Below are 16,823 nucleotides of genomic sequence, written 5' to 3'. Positions count from 1 at the left end.
AAATGTTCCCTAAAGTCTTGGTTTGCGTGGTTGGCGCGCGACCTAATTTCATGAAAATGGCGCCCATTATTAGACAGTTGCAAGCTGTTAGCCATTTGATCACTCCTTATTTGGTGCATACCGGGCAGCATTACGACCAGGCCATGAAAGATACTTTTTTTCAACAGCTCGGTATTCCGGAGCCGGACAAAGATTTGGGGGTCGGATCTGGCAGTCACGCCGTGCAGACTGCAAATGTCATGTTGCGCTTTGAGCCGGTTTTGGATGATGTTAAGCCTTTTGCGGTATTGGTTGTCGGCGACGTCAATTCCACCATCGCCTGCGGGTTGGTCGCAGTGAAAAAGAACATTCCACTGATTCATGTTGAAGCCGGTTTAAGAAGTTATGATCGGCAAATGCCGGAAGAGATTAACCGGATTTTGACCGACCAGCTATCCGACTTGCTATTCACTACGGAACGTGCGGCGGCGGATAATTTGACAAGGGAGGGGATTGCAGAACAGCGGATATGCTTTACTGGGAACGTGATGATCGACACGCTTTTGGCTAACTGCCAGCAAGCCTCTTCTTTGGCGGAAACATTGCAGCGATACGGTTCTAAGCAGGTTGTTTCGGAAAAAGCTTACGCCTTATTAACATTACACCGACCTTCTAATGTTGACGACCCCGAAACACTGGAGCGCTTGGTTCGGGTAGTGGGTGATATTAGTGAAAAACTCCCTGTAATATTCCCGGTTCACCCACGCACACAGCAAAAAATTGCGGAAGCGGGTTTGCTGCAATTATTGCCGCAACAGCGAGTGATTATGCTGCCGCCGGTGGCATATCTGGAAATGCTTGGTTTGATGCAAGCAGCCCAATTGGTTTTGACTGATTCCGGCGGCTTGCAGGAAGAAACCACCGCATTGGGTGTACCTTGTGTGACTTTGCGGGAAAATACCGAAAGGCCGATCACGATCACCGAGGGAACGAATACTATTGTGGGAACCGATCCGGCCAAAATCATGCAATGTGTTGATGATATTTTGCACACTGGCGGTAAGAGTGGTCGAGTCCCGGAATATTGGGACGGTAAAGCGGCTGATCGCATCGTCGATGAAATTCTGCGTCGTTATGAGTTGGCAAGGTAAAACTGTATGAATTTGCCTGTGCGGGTTAATGCCATGACGGTCGATGTCGAGGATTATTTTCAGGTCTCGGCTTTTGAGGCGAATATTCAGCGTAATCAGTGGGATGCTTTACCTCACCGGGTAGAGCGGAACACCCAGAAAATTTTGGATTTGTTTGCTCAACATCAAGTAAAAGCAACGTTTTTTACCTTGGGCTGGGTGGCTGAGCGTTACCCGCAGTTGGTTAAGCGGATTGTCGATGAAGGGCATGAACTCGCGTCGCACGGTTATCAGCACACCCGGGTAACTGAACAAACACCGGAGCAGTTCCGGGAAGACATTAGAATTAGCCGGCAGATTCTTGAAGATATTGGTGATCAGCCAATTGTGGGTTATCGGGCGGCTAGTTATTCAATTGGCGCCAAAAATCTTTGGGCCTTAGAAGTCCTTGAGGATGAAGGCTTTCAGTACAGTTCCAGTATTTACCCGGTCAAGCATGATTTATACGGTATGCCGGGAGCTCCTCGCTTCGCCTATCGGCCGGGCAACGCGCCGAAACTGTTGGAAATTCCGATTACTACATTAAAAATTCTGAATCGTAATGTTCCCTGTGGCGGCGGCGGATTTTTTAGATTGTATCCGTACCAATTTTCGAAATGGGCTTATCGCCACCTCAACAAATGCGAAAACCAGTCTGGCATTTTTTATTTTCACCCTTGGGAAATAGATCCAGAGCAACCGCGGCAGCATGATCTGTCATTTAAAACCCGCTTTAGACATTATCTGAATCTGGGTCGAATGGAAAATCGCCTTAACAGCTTACTTGCTGATTTTGCTTGGGATACCATGCAGAGCGTGTTTCTAAGCAAACAAACAGACACATCATCATAGTCAGTCATGATCAAATTACTTGAGCCTTCCCAAAGAGAGCGTTGGGATCACTATGTCATGGCTTCGGCCGATGGCAGCTTTTTTCATTTATCGGCCTGGCAGCAAGTGATAAAGCAGGCTTTCGGACATAACACCTATTATTACTACACAGAGCAAGATGGCGAAATTACCGGTATTTTGCCCTTGACTCATGTCAATAGCTTGTTGTTTGGTAATTCTTTGGTTTCAAACGCATTTTGTGTTTATGGTGGAATTGTCGCAAGCAATGATGAAGCCTTCGCAGGCTTACAAAGCAAAGCGCAACAACTGGCTAGGGAATTGGGCGTGGATAGTCTGGAGATGAGAAGTCGACAACAGCATCACCCGGATTGGCCGCACAAAGAACTCTATGTCACGTTTAGAAAAGAACTCGATCCAGATGTCGAAAAAAATCTGAATGCGATTCCGCGTAAACAGCGGGCAATGGTGCGGGCCGGCATTAAAGCCGGTCTTACCAGTGTCATAGACGATAATGTCGAACGTTTGTATCGTGCCTATTCCGAAAGTGTCCGGAATTTAGGCACCCCGGTTTTTCCGAAAAGATATTTTCAAATTTTGCAGGATGTATTTGGTGAGAGTTGCGAGGTGCTCACGATAGAGCACGAAGGTCAATTAGTGGCTAGCGTAATGAGTTTTTATTTCAAGGACGAGGTTTTGCCGTATTACGGCGGCGGCACCGACGCAGCCCGTGATTTGAAAGGCAACGATTTCATGTATTGGGAAGTGATGCGGCGTGCGGTGGAAAAGGGCTGCAAGATTTTCGATTATGGTCGCAGTAAAGTTGGCACGGGCTCTTATCGCTTTAAAAAGCACTGGGGTTTTGAACCGGAACCGCTCTATTACGAGGTTGATCTGGTTAAAGCCAAACAAATACCCGAAATCAATCCGCTAAATCCTAAATACCGCTTGTTTATTGCGGCTTGGAAGCGTTTGCCTTTGCCGCTTAGTCAGCTAATTGGCCCTTGGCTTGCCAAGGACTTAGGCTAATGGAAAAGCCTAAATTACTTTACTTGGTCCATCGTATTCCTTATCCGCCCAACAAGGGTGATAAGATTCGTTCATTTCATTTTTTGCAGGCGTTAGCCGCCGAATACCGGATATTTCTCGGGACCTTTATCGATGATCCTGATGACAGGCGGCATCTCGACGCCTTAAAGTCTTTCTGTGCGGATACTTGCTGTATCGAATTAAATCCCAAGATCGGTAAAATTAAAAGTTTGGCAGGCTTGTTGAGTGGAGAAGCCTTGAGTTTGCCGTATTACCGAAACCGTGGGTTGCAAGAGTGGGTGGATAAGACTATTAACGAACAGGGTATTGAACGGGCGATGATTTTTTCATCGCCGATGGCGCAATACGTCGAGAAATATACCAACTTGTATTGTGTAGCCGATTTTGTCGATGTCGATTCCGACAAATGGCAGCAATATGCCTTCAGCAAGCGCTGGCCAGCCAATTGGATTTACCGGCGTGAAGCCGAAAAGCTTTTGGCCTATGAGCGACGTATCGCAGCATGGGCTGATGCGACAATATTCGTATCCGAACAAGAAGCAGGTTTGTTTAAAACTTTGGCACCAGAATCAGTTCGCAAAATTGGTTTTGTGAACAACGGAGTGGATACGGAAAGATTCAATCCGGAGTTGTCATGGCAGTCGCCGTTCCCGGCTGAGCAGAATACTATTGTTTTCACCGGCGCCATGGACTATTGGGCCAATGTTGATGCGGTCAAATGGTTTGCCGAGCAGGTATTGCCAGTTATTAAAAGCCGCCTGCCTAAAGTACATTTTTATATAGTGGGTTCCAAGCCTGCCAAAGAGGTGTTGCAACTGGCGGATAAAGACTCAGGCGTCATTGTGACCGGTCGGGTTGACGATGTCAGGCCCTATGTAGCTTATGCTGACGTTGTCGTCGCACCCCTGCGAATTGCCAGAGGGATTCAAAACAAGGTGTTGGAAGCAATGGCGATGGCTAAGCCGATAGTGGCTACTACGGCGGCTATGGAAGGTATACCAGGTGGAGCGGATTTGCAGGTGGCGATAACCGACGCTCCCGAAGACTTCGCCTGCCAAGTTTTACGGTTTTTGAGTCAGCCGGTCGAATCAGCTGACATCAATCGCCGCTATGTGGAAAGCGATTTCAGTTGGGAGCAAAACGGCCAACGCTTGTGCCGATTGATAGCGGGCGAGTCTGCATAAATGTCCAAGCCGTTACCGCCCTTAATCGTGCACATCATTTATCGGCTAGGTATCGGCGGTCTGGAGAACGGTCTGGTCAATATCATCAACAATCTACCGGAAGACAGTTACCGGCATGCCATTATCTGTTTGGCGGATAGTACCGAATTCAGCCAACGTATCAAGCGGCAAGATGTGGTTGTTCATCAGTTGCATAAGCGCCCAGGGCAGGATTGGGCGTCGTTTTATACAGTCTATCGCTTGTTGAAGCAATGGCGGCCCGCTATCGTGCATACCCGTAATTTAGCGGCTATCGAATATCAGATTTGCGCATTGTTATCCGGCGTGCCTTATCGGGTGCATGGCGAGCATGGTTGGGATGTCTTCGATCCGGATGGCAGTAATGTCAAATATCAATGGCTAAGGCGGGGTTTAGGTTCAATCATCCATCGCTTCATTCCTTTATCGCAGCATTTGCAGGACTATTTGCTGAATAGAGTTGGTATTCCTTCGGCTAAAATTACGCGCATCTGTAACGGCGTCGACACCAAAACATTTTATCCTCGTGCCGGAATTAGACAAATACCGGACGGTTGCTTGCTGAGTTTGGATGAAAAGCTGGTGATCGGTACGGTCGGGCGCATGCACGGCGTGAAAGATCAATTGACGCTGGTTAGGGCGTTTATCGATGCTTGTCAAAAATCCCCAGAATTTGCCCAAATAACCCGATTGTTTTTGATTGGTGACGGGCCTTTGCGAGCCGAAGCGTTTGATTTATTGAGTGTCGCCGGTCTTGCCGATAAAGTCTGGTTGCCCGGCGAACGTAACGACATCGCCAAAATCCTGCGTAGTCTGGATATTTTTGTATTGCCGTCAAAAGCCGAAGGTATTTCCAATACCATATTGGAAGCGATGGCTAGCGGTTTGCCGGTTATAGCGACTCGTGTCGGCGGTAACCCCGAGTTGGTTCTGGATGGAAAGACCGGATGTCTGGTAGAAAAAGAGGATGTAGCGGGATTGTCATTCGCGATGCGTGATTTGGCGTTGGATGATAGCAAACGGCAGCAACTGGGCGCAGCTTCGCTTAGGCGGATTCAGGCGGAATTTTCAATCGATAGCATGGTGGATCGCTATCGGCAAGTTTATGACAAGCAGTAAATGATTCAGAGAGAACTCATATGTGCGGCATAGTCGGTATTTTCGATATTACAGGTGCTAGTGAAATAGACCGCAACTTGTTGTCGCGGATGAACGAATCCCAGTTTCACCGGGGGCCCGACGAAGGCGGTTTGCATACCGAGCCTGGTTTGGGTTTTGGGCACCGCAGACTGTCTATTATTGACTTGTCCAGCGGTCAACAACCCATGCATAGTCAGGATGGCAATGTAGTGTTGACTTATAACGGCGAGGTCTACAATTTTCCGGAATTGCGAGAAGAATTGGAGGCATTGGGCTTTAGTTTCAGGACGCATTGCGATACAGAAGTCATTCTCTATGCCTGGCAGGCTTGGGGTGAGTCGTGCGTGGAACGCTTGCGCGGCATGTTTGCATTTGGAATTTGGGATAGGCCGCGGCAGACCTTATTTTTGGCTAGAGATCGTCTCGGCGTAAAACCGCTGTTTTATGCTGAATTAAGTAACGGTCAGTTCATTTTCGGTTCCGAACTGAAAGCATTAAAACAACACCCTTTACTGCCTAAAAATGTTGACCCTACTGCGGTAGAGGACTATTTCGGCTTTGGCTATATTCCCGATCCAAAAACCATATATAAAGGTGTTTACAAGCTTGAGCCTGGATATTGTTTAACGATTAAACGAGGACAGAACGGCTTTCGGCCTAAACAATATTGGGATGTTAAATTTCAGACGGCCTCTGCGGGCAACGCAGTAGAAGCCGGTGAAGAGTTAATCGAGCGCTTGCGCGAGGCTGTGAAAATTAGAATGGTCGCTGACGTGCCATTGGGGGCATTTCTGTCTGGCGGCGTCGATTCCAGTGGTGTCGTGGCATTGATGGCAGGACTATCCAAAGACCCGGTCAATACTTGTTCGATTTCCTTTGGCGATCCTAAATTTAACGAAGCGCAATTCGCCGCTCAGGTTGCGGACCGCTATCACACTGCACATAGAGTCGAACAAGTCGATCCCGAAGACTTTAGTTTGATTGATCAGTTGTCCGGTTTATATGACGAGCCCTATGCCGACAGTTCTGCGTTACCTACTTACCGGGTTTGCGAATTGGCCAAGAAGCAGGTGACCGTGGTGTTATCTGGCGACGGCGGCGACGAGAATCTGGCTGGTTACAGGCGCTATCGTTGGCACACCTATGAAGAGAGGATGAGGGCATTATTGCCTGATGCATTGCGGATGCCTTTGTTCTCTGCTTTGGGCAAGGTATATCCAAAGCTGGATTGGGCGCCCAAGGTTTTACGGGCAAAAACAACATTCGAGTCTATTGGTAGAGATTCGATGGCAGGTTATTTTCACAGTGTCTCGGTACTCTCCAACGGCATGCGCAGCCAATTATTTAGCGATAGTCTAAAGAGCGAGTTGCAGGGTTATCAAGCTATTGAAGTATTCCGGCGGTATAAACAACAAGCTCCTGATCATCCATTGTCAATGGTGCAATATTTGGATTTGAAAACTTATTTGGCTGGAGATATTCTGACTAAGGTTGATCGGGCTAGTATGGCCCATGCCTTGGAGGTTCGGGTGCCGTTGCTAGATCACAAGTTAGTGGAATGGATGGCAACCTTGCCACCTAATTTAAAACTGCATGGGCGAGAAGGTAAATATCTATTCAAGAAGGCATTGGAACCTTATCTACCTAATGATATTCTTTATCGTCCCAAAATGGGGTTTGCGGTGCCATTAAGTAACTGGTTTAGAGGTCCGTTAAAGGGGCGAGTGCAGCAGGCCTTGTTGGGGGAAACTCTGAAAAGCACAGGGTGGTTCGATGACGCTTATTTGCATCATTTGGTTACTCAGCATCAGTCCGGGCTGCGGGATTACAGCGCGTCAATTTGGTCATTGCTGATGTTTGAAGCGTTTATTCGAAATAGTTAAATGATCGACTTTCAAATTCTGGATCTGTACCTGTGTGCAATAGACAGATACAAGGTATTTTGCTAGAGTGCGAACCAATTCAAAGTTTAATTTAAGAGGGTTCCAGATGAACAGAATAGATGAACAGAAACGTACTGCAGAAGAATCCCAGCACGTTGGTAGCTCACTTGATAAATCCAGAAGATCTTTCGCGAAAGCCGGTGTGATCACGCCGGTTTTAATGACCCTCACAAGCAAGACCGCTTTAGGCAGCGTGTATCAATGTACTATCTCAGGAGTGCAATCAGGCAATGTGTCGAGTCATTCCGAGGATATGTCGGTTTGTAGGGCAGGAACGTCTCCTAGCGTCTGGCTAAGCAATGTAGATACTGCTACGGACCCAAATTACTTGAAGTGGATTGCGGCGCGCGTCTGTCCTTTCAGGGTGGAGAGAAAATCCAACGGGGCGCTATATTATAAAAAAGGTGCAAATACGCCCATAAATCCCGTCCCACCTAGTCCGGCCGCTTCGATGTGTACTGCCATTTTAGCTGAAAGTAGTTTTTCAGGTGGGACATCAAGCACTGGTAGCCAATGTGGAATCTCCGGCAGCTATACTTACAAGAATGCAACTACTTTTGCGTCGATATTTGATCCAACTAGCCTATCAGATACGACTACCTTTTGGGATGCCCTATCCGGAACTGGAGTCAAGCGGGATGCATGCGTAGCCTATTTGAATGCCAGTGCTGGGTCCATTCAGGATGTTAGTCCTGCAGAGGTGATAAAGCTTTATCGGTTATGCGCTTTTCATGAGCCCTTCTATGACGGTAGCTTAGCGGTAACGAATGAAGTCGGTGCTGCTGAATTATTAGCTAATCTTCATCAATAGCCATTAATGTTGTGAAGTGGAAAATTTATCGAAGCTTCCCTATTCAGTTCGTATCTTTTGGTTATGAATCTGTTGCTTTCCATCATGGTAGCGGTGAAACTCATTATTTGGATAAAGATACAAGTTTGGTTTTATCGATAATCAGCGGTTCCGAATTCGCAATTAGTGAGCCGGAATTACTGAGTATTGTTATCGATTCTGAGGGTAATTTGGATAAGCAATCGTTGAATAGCGTACTTGACCAGTTGTGCAAGCTTAAGATTATTGAAAGTATATAGTTATTTTGCGCGAACCTAATTCCACTTCATCTTTGATAGCGTCTGGGCAGTTTGTTATCAGGATTGGCCCTTTTTCAATTAGAATTCATTCTGGTATGCCGTCAGTTCAGCAGGGTATCATTGAGCTTTACTCTGCCTATCCGATATTACCCCCAGATACTTTTTGCGACTTTTATGTCCGCTTAATTCAGCCTGCGGGCGTAAGACGTTTCTTTCGCAAACAGGTGCTATTTGCCTTTGATCAATTTATTCCTTTCAAGCCTTTGCCTTATGTGCAGGCATTTCCATTCTTTGAATGGGGGTTGAACTGGTGTATATCCGGCTACTCACACCGGTTTCTAATTATTCACGCCGCCGTGGTGGAACGAAACGGTAAAGCGTTAATTTTACCTGGTGCGCCGGGGTCAGGTAAGAGCACATTGTGCGCAGCATTAATCAACAACGGTTGGCGACTATTATCTGATGAATTAACCTTGGTGGATCGAGCAACCGGGTATGTTGTTCCGGTACCGCGTCCAGTTAGTTTGAAAAACGAATCAATATCGGTGATCGCTGATACTTTTCCATTTTGCCAATTCAGTCCTGTTGTTCACGATACTTTGAAAGGATCGGTTTGTCTGATGAAGCCGCCCTCCGAATCGGTGTCAAAAGCTGACCAAACCGCCGTGCCATGCTTGGTTGTATTTCCGAAGTATCGAGCTGAATCATCCTTGAGTTTATCTGCGGTGCCAAAGGCTGAGGCGTTCATGCGGCTGGCGGACCTTTCATTCAATTACAGTGTACTAGGTGCGCAGGGTTTTCAGACCATGTTGGGTCTGGTAAACAGCTGTCAGGCGTATGATTTCATTTACGATGGCGATTTTAACCATGCGTCTGATTTATTTGTGCAATTATTGGATGATGTACGCTAGAGAGTCGCATGATGCCTGATTTGTTGAATGAATACTTGATGCTCAAGGCGAAAGATAGTATTGACTCGAATTCCGATTGGGAGCTGTTGTTAAGGCAAGCAAGGAGCGCCGGAGTATTGGCCAGACTGGCATTTTTCCAGAAAAAATTTCTACTATTCAGCCCGCCACAGCATTTTGCATATCACCTCGATTCAGCCGAGACTTATTGGTTGTCTCAAAAGCGCATCGTCAATTGGGAGCTGCATAACCTGTTGCAGGTCTTTAAGCTTTTGAATATTCGGTTAATTTTGTTGAAAGGCACCGCTTATTCGGCATCCGGATTGAATGCTGGTTTGGGGCGCGTATTCAGCGATATTGATATACTGGTGCCGAAGACTCAGTTGAAACAGGTCAAAGATGCGTTGAAATGGCATGGATGGCTTCCTGAACCGATGGATAATTACGATCAGCGCTATTACGAGCAGTGGATGCATGAATTGCCGCCGCTTAGGCATATCAAGCGTGGGACTTCGCTGGATATTCACCACAATATACTTCCGCAAACCTGTAATTTATACCCTGATGCCGAGTTGTTGCTAAAAGCCGCTGTCAAGATAACCGATACCGATTATTGGGTTTTGGCCCCCGAGGATATGGTTCTCCATAGTGCCAGCCATTTGTTCTGGGGAGGAGAGTTTGAAAATGGTTTGCGCGATTTGAGCGACATCGATTTGCTCCTACGCGAATTTAGTGGCAATGATCTGCGTTTTTGGGAAAACCTGCATCATCGAGCGGAAATGTTGGGATTGGGTAAGCCCTTGTTTTACGCCCTCCGTTATACCACCAAAATATTGGCAACGCCGGTTCCTGATAGTGTCATTGAAGCTTCTATCATCTACGCGGGAGGCGGAAAAAACCGAGTTATGGACTATCTTTTCTCGCAAGCCCTAAAACCACACCATTCTAGCTGCATGGATAGCCTGACCGGCTTTGCTCGTTGGCTGTTGTTTCTTCGCTCGCATTGGTTAAAAATGCCCTTGCATATACTAGTGCCGCATTTAATCAGAAAGGCTTGGTTTCGGCTGGCTGACAATACAAAAACCACATAAATCATGGCAATCATGTCGAACCCGGCAAGTTGCCAATAGGAATATTCCTTAACCCGTTCTTGACATGAAGATATTACACATATTGGATCACTCCATTCCGTTGCACAGCGGATACACCTTCCGTACTCGTGCGATTCTCGAGCAACAACGCAAACTGGGTTGGGAGACGTTTCATGTCACATCCGCCAAACATCAAGTCGCGGAAGCCCCCATTGAAACCGTTGACGGGCTGACCTTTTATCGATCTGTTATCCCACAAGGTTTAGCGGCGAAATTGCCGGTTTTAAATCAATGGGCCATCGTACAGTCGTTGGCGGAACGGCTGGATGAAATTATTCCGCAGATCAAACCGGACATTCTGCACGCCCATTCGCCCGCGTTGAACGGGCTTGCGGCCTTAAAAGTAGCAAAAAAATACGGATTGCCGTTGGTCTACGAATGCCGGGCATTTTGGGAAGATGCGGCCGTCGATCACGGCACCACCCATGAAGGTAGTTTACGTTACCGATTGACTAAGGCATTGGAAACACATGTTTTTAAGCGTGCCGATGCGGTGACGACTATTTGCGAAGGTCTGCGCCGGGATATCATAGGCCGCGGAGTCGCGGCGGAAAAAATTACCGTGATTCCCAACGCCGTCGATATCGATAAATTTACCTACGGCGAGGCCGCCGAGCCAAACTTGCAAGCAGAGCTGGGATTGAGCGGCAAAATTGTGCTCGGTTTTATCGGGTCTTTTTATGCTTATGAGGGGTTGTTGCTATTGCTGGATGCATTGCCGGCGATTATCCAGCAGCAGCCTGATGTGCGTTTGTTGTTAGTGGGCGGTGGGCCGCAACAGCAACAAATCCTGCAGAAAATTGAGGCGCTGAGCTTACAGGATTGGGTGATTCTGCCCGGACGTGTCGCTCACGATCAAGTGCAGCGCTACTACAATTTGGTCGATATCTTTGTTTATCCGCGCTTGGCGATGCGCTTAACCGATTTGGTGACACCTTTAAAACCGCTGGAAGCCATGGCGCAAGGCCGCTTGTTGGTGGCTTCGGATGTCGGTGGGCATCATGAGTTAATTCGAGACAGGGAAACTGGCTATCTCTTCAAAGCGGGGGATAAGACAGCGTTGGCGCAAACGGTGTTGACGGTCCTCGATCAGCAAGATCAATGGGAGCAAGTGCGGCGAGCCGGTAGGTGCTATGTCGAAGAAGAGCGTAATTGGCAGCGCAGTGTCAGTCATTATCAGCCTGTTTACGGCAGGATAATGGCGGGTAACGATGGCCGATAACTCGCCAAGGCTGATTGTTTTCAGTTCTTTGTATCCCAGTCGTGTCAGACCTAACGCTGGCGTTTTTATTCGTGAGCGTATGTCCAAAGTGGCCGGTCATTGTTCTTTAGTTGTCATTTCCCCGGTGCCTTGGTTCCCACTGCAAAGCCTGATTCAATGGTTTAAACCAAATTACCGGCCGCAACCGGATAAATACGAAAATCAAGACGGTATTTCTGTCTATTTCCCGCGCTTTTTATCGATACCCGGAATCGGACGTTCTTGGGACGGCTTTTTTATGGCAATCTGTAGTTTTTTGATTTGTCGTCAATTAAAAAAGAGCTTCGTATTTAATGTGATCGATGCGCACTTCGCATACCCTGACGGTTATGCGGCCACGTTACTCGGGAAATGGTTTAAGGTGCCGGTCACCATCACTTTACGCGGCACAGAAGTGCCGTTGTCTAAAATTCCCAGTCGCCGCCAACGATTATTAAAGGCTCTTAATGATGCCTCCCGAGTATTTTCGGTATCGGATTCTTTAAGGCGGCACGTAGTGGATTTAGGCGCCGACGCGAAAAAAATCCAGGTGGTCGGCAACGGCATCGATACCGCGAAATTTTTTCCTATTGATAAAAAGCAGGCAAGGCAGCATTGGCAAATTCCTGAAGGCGCCCAAGTACTGATTTCGGTCGGCGGATTGGTCGATAGAAAAGGCTTTCACCGGGTGATCGAGGTTTTGCCGGCATTAATCGAAAAATACCCGCGATTGCTATACTTGATCGTTGGAGGCGCTAGTCCGGAAGGCGATATTCGCAGTCGCTTGGAGCAACAAGTTGAAACGCTGAATATTGGCCAACATGTTCGTTTTCTTGGGGCTTTGCCCGCTGAACAATTGCACGGCCCATTATCGGCAGCCGATTTGTTTGTGCTGGCTACTGCCAACGAGGGCTGGGCCAACGTATTTTTGGAGGCTATGGCTTGCGGTTTGCCGGTGATTAGCACCGATGTTGGCGGCAATAGCGAGGTGGTTGCTGATGAAACATTGGGTACTATTGTGCCGTTTGGGGACGCTGAAGCATTGTTAATGGCGCTTGATCATGCTTTGCAACGGCAGTGGGACCGGCAAGCGCTTGTAAATTATGCGGCTGATAACTCTTGGGATAAGCGGGTGGATATTTTGTTGGCGGAATTTAAAAAACTGGTGAGGTCATGAGCTTTTATACGTCTTTTTGTTCAACGGTAATCTTTCCGCTTCACGAAGCCTTAAAAAAGCATACTACCGTCAAAGTTAGGCGCGGCATGGAGCGCAGTCAGTGGCTAAAACCCGACGAGATTAGGCAGTTGCAATTGCAACATTTACGCGCGTTTCTGCAAGACGTACAAATTCATGTGCCTTACTACAGACGGTTGTTCGCTAACTTGGGGTTTGATCCGGCGAACCTTGATAGTGTGAAAAAATTAGCCGAGCTACCGTTGTTAAGTAAGCCGGAAATCAGGCAGCATCTTGATGAAATGAAAGCGGATGATGCCCAAAGACTCGCACGTTTCAACACTGGCGGTTCCAGTGGAGAACCATTGATTTTTTACATCGGTAGCCGCCGAGTTAGTCATGATGTCGCGGCAAAGTGGCGAGCTACCCGTTGGTGGGGTGTGGATATAGGTGATCCGGAAGCAGTAATTTGGGGATCTCCAATCGAACTAGGGGCGCAAGATAAAATTCGCTTGTTACGCGATAAATTGTTGCGTACACATTTGATTCCGGCGTTCGAAATGTCGTCGGAAAAGTTGGATGGCTTTGTTCGACAAATCCAGCAGATTCGCCCGAAAATGTTATTTGGTTATCCTTCTGCGTTGGCCCACATTGCCAGTCATGCTGAGAAGCGGGGCGTAGCATTGCATAATTTGGGGATTAAAGTGGCTTTCGTGACATCGGAACGGCTTTACGATCACCAGCGGACAAAAATAGAAAACGTGTTTGCTTGTCCGGTTGCGAATGGTTACGGCGGGCGTGATGCCGGTTTTATCGCGCATCAGTGTCCCGAAGGCAGTATGCATATTACCGCTGAGGACATTGTCGTCGAGATTGTAGACAAACAAGGCCAGCCTTTACCTAACGGAGAGCTCGGTGAAATTGTGGTTACGCATATGGCAACCAGAGATTTTCCGTTTATTCGGTATCGTACCGGCGATATGGGAATATTGTCGGATAAAGTCTGTGCCTGCGGGCGAGGATTACCCGTGCTGGAGGAGATTCAAGGTCGAACCACCGATTTTGTAGTTGCTCAGGATGGAACAGTATTGCATGGCTTGGCATTGATTTATGTCTTGCGAGATTTAGAAGGCGTTGATTCCTTTAAAATTACCCAAGACAGTTTGGATAAAACCACTGTGCAAATTGTTAAAACCCTAAAATATCAAGCGGCTTACGAACAAAAAATCGTCGACGAATTTAAAAAACGTTTAGGACAAGCCGTTACTATCAATATCGAATACACCGATTACATTCCCAAGGAGCGTTCAGGAAAGTTCCGTTATGTGATTAGTCACGTCAAGGCATAACTATATCGATCACTATGACAAAATTTGCAGGATGGATGGGGAGCGGTCTCCAGAAAGATGAATCTATCGCTTTGCTGGGGCAAATGACGGCGGCAGATTCAATATTTAATGTTCGGCATGGTCAGAACTTCGCTTTTTCAACCGCTGCGACCGATATGACGGACAGTAATGGGGTGTTGTTGCTCGTCCCGCAGTCCGGTTCGCGATCAGGTCGCTCACAGAGTTTGTGGGATGCCTATTTAAGTCGCGGTGTCGATTTTTTAGTCGGTTTGCCGGAAGCTGATACCTTGCTGCTTATCGATACCAATCAGCAGCTGCTGATGTTGGCTACCGATCCGATTGGTCTCAGTAACATCTATTACGCAGAAGTTGCCGGTGGCCTAATATTCGGTTCAAGTGCCGATTTTATAGTGCGCCATCCTCAGGTCAGTAACGGCATTGCGCCGCAAGCGGTATTTGATTACATCTATCTCAACCATTGTCCCAGCCCTACAACGATTTATCGGCAAGTTAAAAAGCTGGAAGGTGGGCAGTGCTTGGTTTATCACAACGGACGAATCAGCTTAAAACGCTATTGGCTACCGGTATTTCGTGAGCAATCCTGCGATCTGCAGCAAGCCGGCTTGGAATTGCAGCAACAGTTGATCGAAGCGGTCAGAAGTATGGCCGATACCGAAGATAATACCGGCGCGTTTCTGAGCGGTGGGCTGGATAGTTCCAGTGTGGCGGGAGCCTTAGCTAGGGTATTTCCAGGTAAGGCGAAAACCTTTTCGATGGGTTTTGACGCTGACGGCTATGATGAAATCGAGTACGCCAATATTGCAGTGCAACGTTTCAATACGCGGCAACACCAGTATTACGTCACTCCCGAGGATACTGTTAATGCCGTGCCGGCAATAGCGGCTTACTACGATGAGCCGTTTGGGAATGCGTCGGCCTTGGCAGCGTATTATTGCGCCAAGTTGGCTAAGGATCATGGTGTTGACCGTTTGCTCGCGGGAGATGGGGGGGACGAGATTTTTGCGGGTAACGAGCGCTATGCCAAGCAAATGTTATTCGAGAGTTATCATCGCCTGCCAAAATTCCTAAGCGCTGGCCTCGAAGCAACATTAAATAACTTGCCGGATGTAATAGCCAAACAGAAACTACCGTTTAAGGCAAAACGCTATATCGATCAAGCGAACGCAGCGATGCCAGACCGCCTCCAGGATTACAATTTTTTGCATAGGCATGCTGCGGCAGACATTTTTCAAGCTGATTTTTTAGTGGAAATTGATGCTTCTGCGCCCTTACGCCAGTTTAGGGAAGACTATTGGCGGCCGGAGTCTGCTAGTACCTTGAACCGTATGTTGTATCTGGATTGGAAAAATACGCTCCACGATAACGATTTGGTCAAAGTCAATAGAATGTGCGAAATGGCAGGCGTTGAAGTCAGCTACCCCTTGTTGGATAGACGCATTCTCGACTTGTCTTGCCGAATTCCTTCGAATGACAAGTTGCGAGGGCAAAAGCTGCGCTGGTTTTACAAGCAGGCTATGACGGATTTCCTTCCGGAGCGGATTATCAACAAGCCCAAGCATGGCTTTGGGTTGCCTTTCGGCGTTTGGCTGAAGGACCATCAGCCGCTTAAGCAACTGGCTTATGGAGCAATAAATGATTTGAAGCGGCGCGAGTTTTTTAAACCGGATTTTTTGGATCATGCTATCGAGATGCATCAAAGTGTGCATGCCGCCTATTACGGTGATTTAGTGTGGATGTTGATGATGCTGGAGCTTTGGTTTGTCGGTAAGAGTTTGTAGTCAACCATCCCTGAATTATTTAGCGATTTATAGGGGTGACAAAAAACGTCAGTTATGAACAAAAACTACTTTTTTGATAAGGTTGTGGCTACAGGAATATTGCCTAATTTTATTTGTAAGAGCGTTGTGTAAGGCTTTGAAATGTATGTGGAACAAGCTTAATTTTATCGTTTTATTTTGTTCGAAAGATAATTGGCATTCTAATTGCTAATAAGCCTGAGAGTTTTAAGTTCCGTTCATCATAAAAAAGAAGGTGGTTATGAATAAGCAAATGCAAAAAGTACAACAAGGTTTTACCTTGATCGAGTTAATGATTGTGGTAGCCATTATCGGTATCTTGGCTGCCATCGCGATTCCGGCATATCAAGATTACACCGTTAAATCCAAAGTATCGGAAGGTCCAAGTTTGGCCTCTCCTGCTATGACCGCTGGTGGCGTATCTTGCAGTGAGCAGAGTTTGTGGGTCAGTGGGGCAACACTAACGAATGGGTATTTTGGCATCCTCCCAAAAGCTCAAATCGTCGGTAACTATGTTAAGTCCGTTGAGATTACCTCAGCTAGTCCCTCAACTGCCAGGGTGACCATTGCCTATAAAACCATTGGTACATCGGTTAATGCTGATCAAACCATGACGTTTCAGGGTACCTGCACCGTTGGTGTGGGTATGAAGTGGGCTGTATTGGCTAGTGGCGCAGGAAGCTCATTACCCCAAAAATATCTGCCTAAACAGTAGAAACTTTATTCAAATGGATTGCAAAAGGGGCTTAGGCCCCTTTTGTTT

The 16,823-nt window shown here is 47.2% G+C and carries 14 protein-coding genes; all 14 read left to right on the top strand.

Translation table 11 applies throughout. The features are described 5' to 3' along the window. The first annotated feature begins 2 nt into the window (after positions 1–2). The 14 genes from wecB to QLH52_RS19540 all read left to right on the top strand — a co-directional run bounded on the left by wecB (position 3) and on the right by QLH52_RS19540 (position 16,775). Positions 3–1,130 carry a non-hydrolyzing UDP-N-acetylglucosamine 2-epimerase gene (wecB, locus tag QLH52_RS19605; RefSeq protein WP_319962665.1) on the top strand — a complete coding sequence of 376 codons (1,128 nt, stop codon included), beginning with the start codon at positions 3–5 and terminating at the stop codon, positions 1,128–1,130. A gap of 6 nt (positions 1,131–1,136) precedes the next feature. Continuing rightward, positions 1,137–2,000 (top strand): XrtA system polysaccharide deacetylase, encoded by an 864-nt coding sequence (locus QLH52_RS19600; protein ID WP_319962664.1) that lies wholly within the window; start codon positions 1,137–1,139, stop codon positions 1,998–2,000. A 6-nt stretch (positions 2,001–2,006) separates the two neighbouring features. Continuing rightward, the gene (locus QLH52_RS19595; RefSeq protein WP_033155684.1) at positions 2,007–3,026 is read left to right on the top strand and encodes a FemAB family XrtA/PEP-CTERM system-associated protein; all 1,020 of its coding nucleotides are present in this window, start codon (positions 2,007–2,009) and stop codon (positions 3,024–3,026) included. Further along, positions 3,026–4,231: a TIGR03087 family PEP-CTERM/XrtA system glycosyltransferase gene (locus tag QLH52_RS19590; RefSeq protein ID WP_319962663.1), complete on the top strand. Its 1,206-nt coding sequence runs from the start codon at positions 3,026–3,028 to the stop codon at positions 4,229–4,231. Before QLH52_RS19595 ends, QLH52_RS19590 begins: the two co-directional genes overlap by 1 nt. Further along, on the top strand, positions 4,232–5,368 hold the full coding sequence (locus tag QLH52_RS19585) for a TIGR03088 family PEP-CTERM/XrtA system glycosyltransferase (RefSeq protein ID WP_319962662.1): 1,137 nt from the start codon (positions 4,232–4,234) through the stop codon (positions 5,366–5,368). It abuts the gene before it with no gap. Between the two features lie 20 nt (positions 5,369–5,388). Next, complete coding sequence (locus QLH52_RS19580; protein ID WP_319962661.1) at positions 5,389–7,272, top strand: XrtA/PEP-CTERM system amidotransferase; 1,884 nt, start codon at positions 5,389–5,391, stop codon at positions 7,270–7,272. A 106-nt stretch (positions 7,273–7,378) separates the two neighbouring features. Then, entirely contained in the window at positions 7,379–8,143 is a 765-nt protein-coding gene (locus tag QLH52_RS19575) for a hypothetical protein (RefSeq protein ID WP_319962660.1), read from the top strand. Positions 8,144–8,426: 283 nt separating this feature from the next. After that, positions 8,427–9,332 (top strand): HprK-related kinase A, encoded by a 906-nt coding sequence (locus QLH52_RS19570; RefSeq protein WP_319962659.1) that lies wholly within the window; start codon positions 8,427–8,429, stop codon positions 9,330–9,332. Between the two features lie 8 nt (positions 9,333–9,340). Beyond that, complete coding sequence (locus tag QLH52_RS19565) at positions 9,341–10,420, top strand: nucleotidyltransferase domain-containing protein (RefSeq protein WP_319962658.1); 1,080 nt, start codon at positions 9,341–9,343, stop codon at positions 10,418–10,420. A 64-nt stretch (positions 10,421–10,484) separates the two neighbouring features. Further along, the gene (locus QLH52_RS19560; RefSeq protein WP_319962657.1) at positions 10,485–11,702 is read left to right on the top strand and encodes a TIGR04063 family PEP-CTERM/XrtA system glycosyltransferase; all 1,218 of its coding nucleotides are present in this window, start codon (positions 10,485–10,487) and stop codon (positions 11,700–11,702) included. A gap of 79 nt (positions 11,703–11,781) precedes the next feature. Then, on the top strand, positions 11,782–12,897 hold the full coding sequence (locus tag QLH52_RS19555) for a glycosyltransferase (RefSeq protein ID WP_319962656.1): 1,116 nt from the start codon (positions 11,782–11,784) through the stop codon (positions 12,895–12,897). Then, the gene (locus QLH52_RS19550; RefSeq protein WP_319962655.1) at positions 12,894–14,243 is read left to right on the top strand and encodes a phenylacetate--CoA ligase family protein; all 1,350 of its coding nucleotides are present in this window, start codon (positions 12,894–12,896) and stop codon (positions 14,241–14,243) included. The genes QLH52_RS19555 and QLH52_RS19550 overlap by 4 nt, the downstream gene beginning before the upstream one ends. A gap of 155 nt (positions 14,244–14,398) precedes the next feature. Then, entirely contained in the window at positions 14,399–16,042 is a 1,644-nt protein-coding gene (locus QLH52_RS19545; RefSeq protein WP_225892891.1) for an asparagine synthetase B family protein, read from the top strand. A 259-nt stretch (positions 16,043–16,301) separates the two neighbouring features. Continuing rightward, positions 16,302–16,775 carry a pilin gene (locus tag QLH52_RS19540; protein WP_051669704.1) on the top strand — a complete coding sequence of 158 codons (474 nt, stop codon included), beginning with the start codon at positions 16,302–16,304 and terminating at the stop codon, positions 16,773–16,775. Positions 16,776–16,823 lie beyond the last annotated feature (48 nt).

The organism is Methylomonas defluvii, assembly GCF_033949435.1.
Lineage (GTDB): Bacteria > Pseudomonadota > Gammaproteobacteria > Methylococcales > Methylomonadaceae > Methylomonas > Methylomonas defluvii.
This window is presented reverse-complemented; position numbering and strand designations above follow the sequence as displayed.

Coding starts and splice junctions, on each gene's coding strand:
- QLH52_RS19585 (WP_319962662.1), top strand. CDS start 4,232: ATGTCCAAGCCGTTACCGCCCTTAATCGTGCACATCATTTATCGGCTA.
- QLH52_RS19555 (WP_319962656.1), top strand. CDS start 11,782: ATGTCCAAAGTGGCCGGTCATTGTTCTTTAGTTGTCATTTCCCCGGTG.
- QLH52_RS19540 (WP_051669704.1), top strand. CDS start 16,302: ATGAATAAGCAAATGCAAAAAGTACAACAAGGTTTTACCTTGATCGAG.
- QLH52_RS19575 (WP_319962660.1), top strand. CDS start 7,379: ATGAACAGAATAGATGAACAGAAACGTACTGCAGAAGAATCCCAGCAC.
- QLH52_RS19595 (WP_033155684.1), top strand. CDS start 2,007: ATGATCAAATTACTTGAGCCTTCCCAAAGAGAGCGTTGGGATCACTAT.
- QLH52_RS19550 (WP_319962655.1), top strand. CDS start 12,894: ATGAGCTTTTATACGTCTTTTTGTTCAACGGTAATCTTTCCGCTTCAC.
- QLH52_RS19580 (WP_319962661.1), top strand. CDS start 5,389: ATGTGCGGCATAGTCGGTATTTTCGATATTACAGGTGCTAGTGAAATA.
- wecB (WP_319962665.1), top strand. CDS start 3: ATGTTCCCTAAAGTCTTGGTTTGCGTGGTTGGCGCGCGACCTAATTTC.
- QLH52_RS19565 (WP_319962658.1), top strand. CDS start 9,341: ATGATGCCTGATTTGTTGAATGAATACTTGATGCTCAAGGCGAAAGAT.
- QLH52_RS19545 (WP_225892891.1), top strand. CDS start 14,399: ATGACGGACAGTAATGGGGTGTTGTTGCTCGTCCCGCAGTCCGGTTCG.
- QLH52_RS19560 (WP_319962657.1), top strand. CDS start 10,485: ATGAAGATATTACACATATTGGATCACTCCATTCCGTTGCACAGCGGA.
- QLH52_RS19590 (WP_319962663.1), top strand. CDS start 3,026: ATGGAAAAGCCTAAATTACTTTACTTGGTCCATCGTATTCCTTATCCG.
- QLH52_RS19600 (WP_319962664.1), top strand. CDS start 1,137: ATGAATTTGCCTGTGCGGGTTAATGCCATGACGGTCGATGTCGAGGAT.